Raw genomic sequence first — 7600 nt, 5'->3', positions numbered from 1 at the left:
GGCGCGGCCAGCCCCGGCGCATCGCGCAGGCCCAGCCGCCAGGCAAGGTACCCCACGATGGCACGCGGCGAAACGCCCGCCTCGCGCAGGGCTGTCACAGCCAGCGAACCGTGCCGCTTGGCCAACCGCTCGCCCTCGTGGTCGAGCAGCAGCGGCACATGCACGTATTCCGGCACCGTCGCGCCCAGCAGGTGGTACAGCCAGATCTGACGCGGGGTGCTGGCCAGGATATCGTCTCCGCGCACCACCTGGGTGATGCCCATTGCGATGTCGTCCACCACCACCGCCAACTGGTAGGCAAACACCCCGTCTGAACGGCGCACCGCGAAGTCGCCCCCGCACTCGGCCAGCGACATGCGCTGCGGCCCGGCTATGCGATCGGTAAAGGCGACCATCGTGTCGTTGCAGCGCACCCGCATGGCCGGGCGGCGCCCTTCGGCCAGACGCCGGGCGCGATCCTCCGGACCAAGCTTGCGGCAAGTACCAGGGTAGGCGGGACCACATTCCCCTGCGTGCGGGGCGGACGCCAGCAAGCGCAGTTCCTTGCGGGTACAGAAGCAGGGATAGACGTGCCCTTCCCGCTCCAGGCGGGCCAGCGCATCGGCGTACAGGGCAAGCCGCTCGTTCTGCGAATAGGGCCCGTGCGGACCGCCACGGCCCGGCATGCGGTGGGCACCGGGTGTCGCGCACGCGCCGCAGGGCGGGTTGGCCACTGGCGCAGACGCTCCGTCTGGTCGCGGATCGAGCAACAGGTCAGGCCGCAAATCGGGCAGGTCGGAAAACTCGGGCCCTTCGTCCCAGTCCAGCCCCAGCCACAACAAGTCGCGAATCATGTCCGCCGCAAATTCTGGTCGCGACCGGTCCGGGTCGATGTCTTCCATGCGCAGCACCATCTGCCCCCCGGCGGCGCGGGCACACAACCACGCCATCAGAAAGGAAGCAGCATTGCCAAGATGGATATGCCCGGTCGGGCTGGGGGCCAGGCGCCCGCGTACGGGACGCGACAGGTCCGGCACAGCGGTTAGCAGACACCCGGAGCGGTTCGCGGACGCTGCGGATGATGGGCGGCAGCCTTGCGGCATTGAAGAGAAATCCTGAAACGGCATGCCCGTAGCGGCATCACCTTCTGCCGGGAATGTCAAGGATGGGACGGCGGAATGTCCGAAAATCGGACATGCACCGGAGTCCCCGCATAAAAATACTATATCATTTTGCATGAATATCTAACAAACAACAAAACAACAATCAAACAATACGAACTGCCCAAAATGACAAAGAGGATACGAGACAACCATCTCGTATCCTCTTGCTTTCTGGTGCGCCCGACAGGAATCGAACCTGTGGCCTACAGCTTAGGAGGCTATCGCTCTATCCGACTGAGCTACGGGCGCGGAATCGATGGTGTCTAGACGATGCCGCAGCGCATTGTCAAGGTCAACATCGACGGCACGCGGCTTCCCGCACGCAGAAACGCATCTTCGGCTCATGACATCTGAGGATGCTGGGCAACCTACAGGTAACCAAAAACCTTCAGCACGACATTCAGCCCTCAAGAATCCACAACAGAGTCCGCGCATCCGACTGCTTTTCCGGAACGTCGCGACAAAAATCCAACCTGTGGCCTACAGCTTAGGAGGCTATCGCTCTATACCGCCGTCACCTGCCCGGCCAGTCGCACTGCCAGCGCGCGCAGCTCCACGCCTTCTTCCAGTCCGTCGAGGAACCGCTGCGGAATGCCGGACAAGCCCACCTGTGCCCCCACCAGCGCCCCTGTAAGAATGGCCCGCACCTGGTTCTGCCCCCCGCCGTTCACCGCGTGCAGCACGGCGGACTCGAAGTCGTCGTGAAAGCGCGCCGCAAGGTAGTAGGCCGCCGGAAGCATGTGGTAGATGGCGCAAGGCATGCCATACACCAGCGACACCTTCCACGCCGGTTCGATGCAGATGTCCGGGTCTGCCGCAGCCGCCGCCATGTAACCGGGCGACAGCAGCGCATCGGGAGAGGCGAAACGCCCGGCGCGCGGCGGGTCCGGGTCGCCGGGCCGGGGGGCCTGCAAGCCGTCGCGGGTTACCGCATGAAACGGCAACACCCCATCCTTAACCTGTTGCATTAACGTTTCGGAAATTTCCGGGGTCAGCCGGTGCCCTTGCACCAGCAGCGCAAGCACCGCGCCATACGCCACCGTAAGCGACAGCACCACGTCATCGCCCTGGGTCAGTGCCGCGTTGGTGCTGACGGCAGCGGCCAGCCGGGCGGGCTGCGTGGCGTAGCGCACCGCAATGGCCAGGGTACGCTCGATGGCCTCGGTGGTGTCTGCGTGGCCCGCAGTCTGCCCCCATGGCAGCCCCTGCTCCACCCTGCGTCGCCAGGCCTCGCGGATGGACTGGCTGGTGTAGTTGCCCGGACCGCTCACCGGCTGCCCGTTGAGCAGCGGGAACAGTTCCTCGTCCATGCGGCGGCAGAAATCGGTCTGGTCGTAGTCGCCGCGTTCCACCAGCGAGCGCACCGTCAACTTCAGGATGAACCCCGCCTGCGACAGCTGCCCGGCCTTCATGCCGTCGTGGTAGCGGCCCGGTTTCGGGTCGGTGTACCCGCTTATCCACGGGCCGTAGTCGCGCCGCAACTCGGCAAGGTCGTAGTACCAGTGCGGGCCAAGGCCCAACCCGTCACCAATCCACGCGCCCATCAGCGCCCCGGCGGCGCGGTCGCGCATTCCATCAGGTCCTGTTGTCATGGCCGCGCTCCATCATGGATAAAAAAACATAAAGATCCGGGTGGATGTTGCCGCAACGCCCTTCCTTCCATCAATGCTTGAACCTGCGTGACCATACCACACTCCGGAACGGGCGGCACCCCTGCACGGCAGCCTGCGCACGAAAAAGGCGGCCACGGTATACCGCAGCCGCCCGCAAACCAGAGGGGAAAGCCTGGCAACACTGCCCCTACCCGATGTCATACTCCCGCATCTTCCGGTACAGCGTCTTGCGGCTGATACCCAGCGCCGTGGCGGCCAGCGAGCGGTTGTTGTCGTAGAATTCCAGAATGCGGGCGATGTGCTCGCGCTCCATGGCCTCCAGCGTCAGCGGTCCCTGCGATTCGCCGCCTGCGCCGTGCTGTCCCGGCGCGCCGCCGCCCGTCGCACTTCCCGCCTGCCCACTTCCCGTCCCGCCCGCACCGCCAGCAAGCCCGGCCAGTTCACGCGGCAGGGCGTGCTCGGTAATCAGGTTGTTTTCGGCCAGGATGATGCTGCGCTCCAGCACGTTGCGCAGTTCGCGCACGTTGCCCGGCCACGCATATTGCATCAGGCAGGCCATGGCCCGGTCGGAAATGCGCAGGTCGTCGCGTCCGTTGCCCAGGCGGGCCAGAAAGAATTCGGCCAGCAGGGGGATGTCCTCCTTGCGGTCGCGCAGGGGGGGCATTTCGATGTTGAACACATTGATGCGGTGGTACAGCGCCTCGTGAAAGCGCCCGGCCTCCACTTCGCCTGCCAGTGAGCGGTTGGTGGCGAAGATCAGCCGGATGTCGCAGCTGCGGTGGTCCTTCTCGCCCACGCGGCGGTAGGTCTTGTTTTCCAGCACGCGCAGCAGCGATGCCTGAACTTCCACCGGCAGTTCGCCTATCTCGTCCAGGAACAGCGTGCCCTTGTTGGCAAAAGCCATCAGCCCGTCGCGGTTTTCCAGCGCGCCGGTGAACGATCCGCGCACGTGCCCGAACAGTTCGCTGCGGGCCAGTTCCTTTTGCAACGTGGCGCAGTTCTTGATGATGAACGGCTTGTCCGCCCGGCTGCCCAATGACTGGATGGCATGGGCCGCCACTTCCTTGCCCGCCCCGCTGTCGCCGGTGATCAGCACGGGCACGTCGGTGGGGGCCACCTTTTCGATCAGGTAGCGCACCTCCTTGATGCCCTGCGAATTGCCGATCAGGGTCACCGCCGGGCGCGCCCCGTCACGCGCGTGGCGCAGGGCGCGGTTCTCGTTGCGCAGAAAGGCCCGTTGGTACGCGCGCTCCACCACCACTTCCAGTTCCGTCAGGTTGAACGGCTTGGTGATGTAGTCGTAGGCGCCCAGCTTCATGGCCTCGACCGCGTTGTCGATGTTGCCGTGCCCGGTGATCAGGATGACCTCGGTATCCGGGTATCGCTGCCGCAATTCCACCATGAATTCGATGCCGTCGGCATCCGGCAGGCGGATGTCCAGCACCACCACCTCGTAGGTGGCGCGGCGCAGCCGTTCGCGCGCCTGCCGGGCGCTGGTGGCCACATGCACGGTGCGGGTGGGGGTGGAAAGCTCCTTTTCCAGCAGCTTGCCTATGGACGGTTCATCGTCCACAGCCAGCACGGTGTAGGTGGTGCGCACGTCGGTTACTCCGGCGGAAGCGGCAGCGTGACGGTGAACGTGGAGCCTTCGCCGATCCGGCTTTCCACGCGGATGTCGCCGCCGTGTTCCGTGACGATGGTATAGCAGGTGGACAGCCCGATGCCGATGCCCCGGCCCACCGGCTTGGTGGTGAAGAACGGCTCGAACAGCGAATCGAGATGCTCCGGCGGGATGCCGCAACCCGTGTCGTGCACCACGAACCCTGCGTGGCGTCCGTCCCGGAACGGAGTGACGGTGATGACCTCCTCGACGCCGTTGCGTCCCCTCCCCCCGTTCACGGTGGAGAGTTCTTCGTCACCGCCTGCCGCGTTACCGTCAGCACTGCCCGCGTCCGCTCTGGGAGGACTGGCCTGTCCCTTGCCCTCCGGCCCGGCGGGCCCGTCGAAGGCATCCAGCGCGTTCACCAGCAGGTTCAGCATCACCTGCTTCAACTGAGCCTCGCACCCCAGCACCACCGGCGCCGTGGGGCACAGCCGCGCGTCGATGCGCACGCGGCGGTACTTGGGCTGCTTCAGGTGGTTGTGCAGCAGCTTCAGGGTGTCGCCCACCACCACGTTCAGATTCACGGGCGAGAATTCCGAGGAATGCGGCCTGCTGAAGGTCAGCAGCGAATGGACGATCTCCTGGCAACGTCCGCATTCGCCAAGAATGGTCCCGGCGTAGTCCGCAAGGTCGGCGTGCATCTCCGGGTCCACGATGCCGCGCAGCCGCTCAACCCGCCGCAGGATGCCCTCGGCAAAGCCGTGGATGGCCGTGAGCGGGTTGTTCACCTCGTGCGCCACCCCGGCGGCCAGCATGCCCACGGTGGCCATTTTCTCGGCCTGGTGGAACTTGGCCTGGAATTCCTTTTCCAGGGTCACGTCGCGCTTGAAGATGAGAATCTGGCGGTCCTGCGTAGCCGGATCCTTGATGGGCGAGGCCACCATCTCGAACTGCAGCTTGCGGCCATTGATGCGGAAGATGGACGTTTCGCGGCACACCTCGTCGGTAACGAACGAACGGTGCGCCGGGCATTCCGGGCAGGGGTGGTCCTGCTGGCGAAAGATTTCGTAGCAGTAGCGGCCTTCCGGGTCACGCACGCCCAGAATGTCGTAAAACACGTGGTTCACGGCAATGATGCGCAAGTCCTTGGAAAGCACCATCATCAGGTCGGTGATGCCATCCAGGATGGCCTCTATCTCCAGGCGGTTGCGCTCCGAATCGCGGTGCGCGGCCTTCAACTGCTCGATGGTCTGGCGCAGTTCCTGAAAGAAGCCCAGCTTGCTGTGCTCTATGCCGATAAGGTCGTCAAGGCTGGTTCCCTGCGTCATGTCACCACGCCTCTTCGCAGATGGCCAGCAAGTCCTGCCAGGTGACCGCGCGCGGGTTGGTCAGGGTGCAGGCGTCGTGCACTGCCGTACGGGCGATGGTTTCCAGCGCGGACCTGTCGGGCAGCAGTTGCCCCAGCCGTACCGGCACGCCCAGCCCGGCAAAGAACTCACCCAGCCGCTCTATGCCCGCGCGGGCAATGCTTTCCGCGCTGACCACGCGCGGCCCCACCACGATGCGCCCGATGGCCGCAAGGCGGTCCACGCTCACCGGCAGGTTGTAGCGCATCACGTGCGGCAGCAGCACCGGGTGCACCAGCCCGTGCAACACGTCGAACATGCCCCCCAGCGAATGGGCCAGCGAATGGCCGATGCCGAGCCCCGCATTGCTGAACGACATGCCCGCCGCCGTGCTGGCGATGCTGAGCTGTTCCAGCGCCTGCGGGTCGCGCCGTTCCACTGCCGGCATCAGGTTGGCCATGATCAGTTCCATGGCGCGCAGGGCCTGATGGTCGGTGAACGGAGAGGCCAGCAGCGACAGGTACGATTCCACGGCATGGGCAAAGGCGTCGATGGCCGAGGCGATGATCAGTTCCTCGCTCTTGGTCAGCAGCACCTGCGGGTCGATGATGGACACGTTGGGCACCAGCGAGCGGCTGATGATGGACATCTTCAGGCGGCGTTCCACGTCGGTGATGATGCAGAACTGCGAGATGTCCGAGCCGCTGCCCGCCGTGGTGGGCAGAAAGATCATGGGCGGCAGGGGCCGCATGATCTTGTTGGCGCCCTCGTAGTCGTTGATGCGCCCGCCGTTGCCCACGATGGTGCCGATGCCCTTGGCCGTGTCCATGGGGCTGCCGCCGCCCAGGGCGATGACCACGTCGGCGCGTTCCTCGCGGTATATCCGCGCGCCCTCGTGCACCTGATGGTCGCGCGGGTTGGAACTGCAATCGGCAAAGTACACCCATTCAAGGCCGTTGCCGCTCAGGATGTCCATGACCCGTTCCACCCAGCCGCTGGATTCCAGGCCCTTGTCGCTGACCAGCAACACGCGCGAGGCGCCCAGCCTGCGAGCGCACGGCGCAAGATGGTCAAGGCTGCCATGTCCGAAGATGATCTCCGGAATGGCGAATTTGGTAATCCGCATGTGCTCCCTGCTCCCGAAGCCCGCACCGTGCGGCGGGGCGTCGCCTGCCCTGTATGTCGTGTCTTGCCGTACCGGTTCACCGGGCTGGCCTGCCCGTCTGGTTCACCCGGCGGGGGCACCAGAAGGGCCTGCACCGGTGTTCCGGCAGCGGACCATGCACGGGCAAGCCCGCGCCGGTCACATCGCCGTGCGCAACGTCCCACAACGCCGCGCGCGGGGTTGCCGCCCATCCGCCCCACGACGGCCTGACGGCGGTGCCACCCGTTCATCCCGCTATGTCAGCAACCTGCACAGTTGCGGCATGTTCCCGTTGCCGCGCCCATGCGCCGCAGCATGCGGCCCGCCGGGGCGATGGCCCGGCTGGACGATCACGAGCCCGTCGGAACGGGTGACCATGTCGCGGATATAACCACGCCGGGTGAATTCCTGCAACAGCGGCAGGATATCCCGGTTCTTTCCGCCCGGCACCATGGCCCGCAGGCGTTGCGGATCGATCAGGCAGGTTTCGCGCAGGGTCCAGGCCACGCCCAGCAGCCACTTGCCCAGCCCGTCGCGGCCCAGCGCTGCCCGGTCCGCGATGAAGCGTACAGCACCCGGTGCTTCGCGCAGAGCCTCGAACGGCTCGGGGCCGAACTCGATGCGCAGGGTGCCGGATGCCTCATCGCGTACCACGGCGGACACAAGCTGCATCCGCGCCGCAAACCGGCCATCGCCGCAGGCCATGCGCGCCTCGTGCAGGCGGTGCAGCCGCGCGGCAAAGCGTGCCGCCC

5 protein-coding genes, 1 tRNA gene and 1 pseudogene are annotated in these 7600 nt (G+C 65.7%); all 7 read right to left on the bottom strand.

What is annotated here, in order from left to right; all coding sequences use genetic code 11:
* The coding region (locus tag FVW27_RS03270) for a glutamyl-Q tRNA(Asp) synthetase (RefSeq protein WP_167122699.1) at positions 1–1007 on the bottom strand (1007 nt) is incomplete at its 3' end.
* A 307-nt stretch (positions 1008–1314) separates the two neighbouring features.
* A tRNA-Arg gene (locus tag FVW27_RS03265) sits at positions 1315–1391 on the bottom strand.
* Between the two features lie 254 nt (positions 1392–1645).
* Positions 1646–2713 (bottom strand): ADP-ribosylglycohydrolase family protein, encoded by a 1068-nt coding sequence (locus FVW27_RS03260; protein ID WP_167122697.1) that lies wholly within the window; start codon positions 2711–2713, stop codon positions 1646–1648.
* Positions 2714–2942: 229 nt separating this feature from the next.
* Entirely contained in the window at positions 2943–4355 is a 1413-nt protein-coding gene (locus FVW27_RS03255) for a sigma 54-interacting transcriptional regulator (protein ID WP_167122695.1), read from the bottom strand.
* A 5-nt stretch (positions 4356–4360) separates the two neighbouring features.
* The gene (locus FVW27_RS03250; protein WP_167122693.1) at positions 4361–5686 is read right to left on the bottom strand and encodes a two-component system sensor histidine kinase NtrB; all 1326 of its coding nucleotides are present in this window, start codon (positions 5684–5686) and stop codon (positions 4361–4363) included.
* 1 nt (position 5687) lies between these two features.
* Entirely contained in the window at positions 5688–6830 is a 1143-nt protein-coding gene (locus FVW27_RS03245; RefSeq protein WP_167122691.1) for an iron-containing alcohol dehydrogenase, read from the bottom strand.
* A gap of 273 nt (positions 6831–7103) precedes the next feature.
* Positions 7104–7600: pseudogene (locus FVW27_RS03240) on the bottom strand (hypothetical protein); the annotation flags it as partial.

The sequence above is a fragment of the Nitratidesulfovibrio liaohensis genome (genome assembly GCF_011682075.1).
GTDB classification, from domain to species: domain Bacteria; phylum Desulfobacterota; class Desulfovibrionia; order Desulfovibrionales; family Desulfovibrionaceae; genus Cupidesulfovibrio; species Cupidesulfovibrio liaohensis.
Note: the sequence above shows the minus strand (reverse complement) of the source record. Positions and strands in the feature narration are given on the sequence as shown.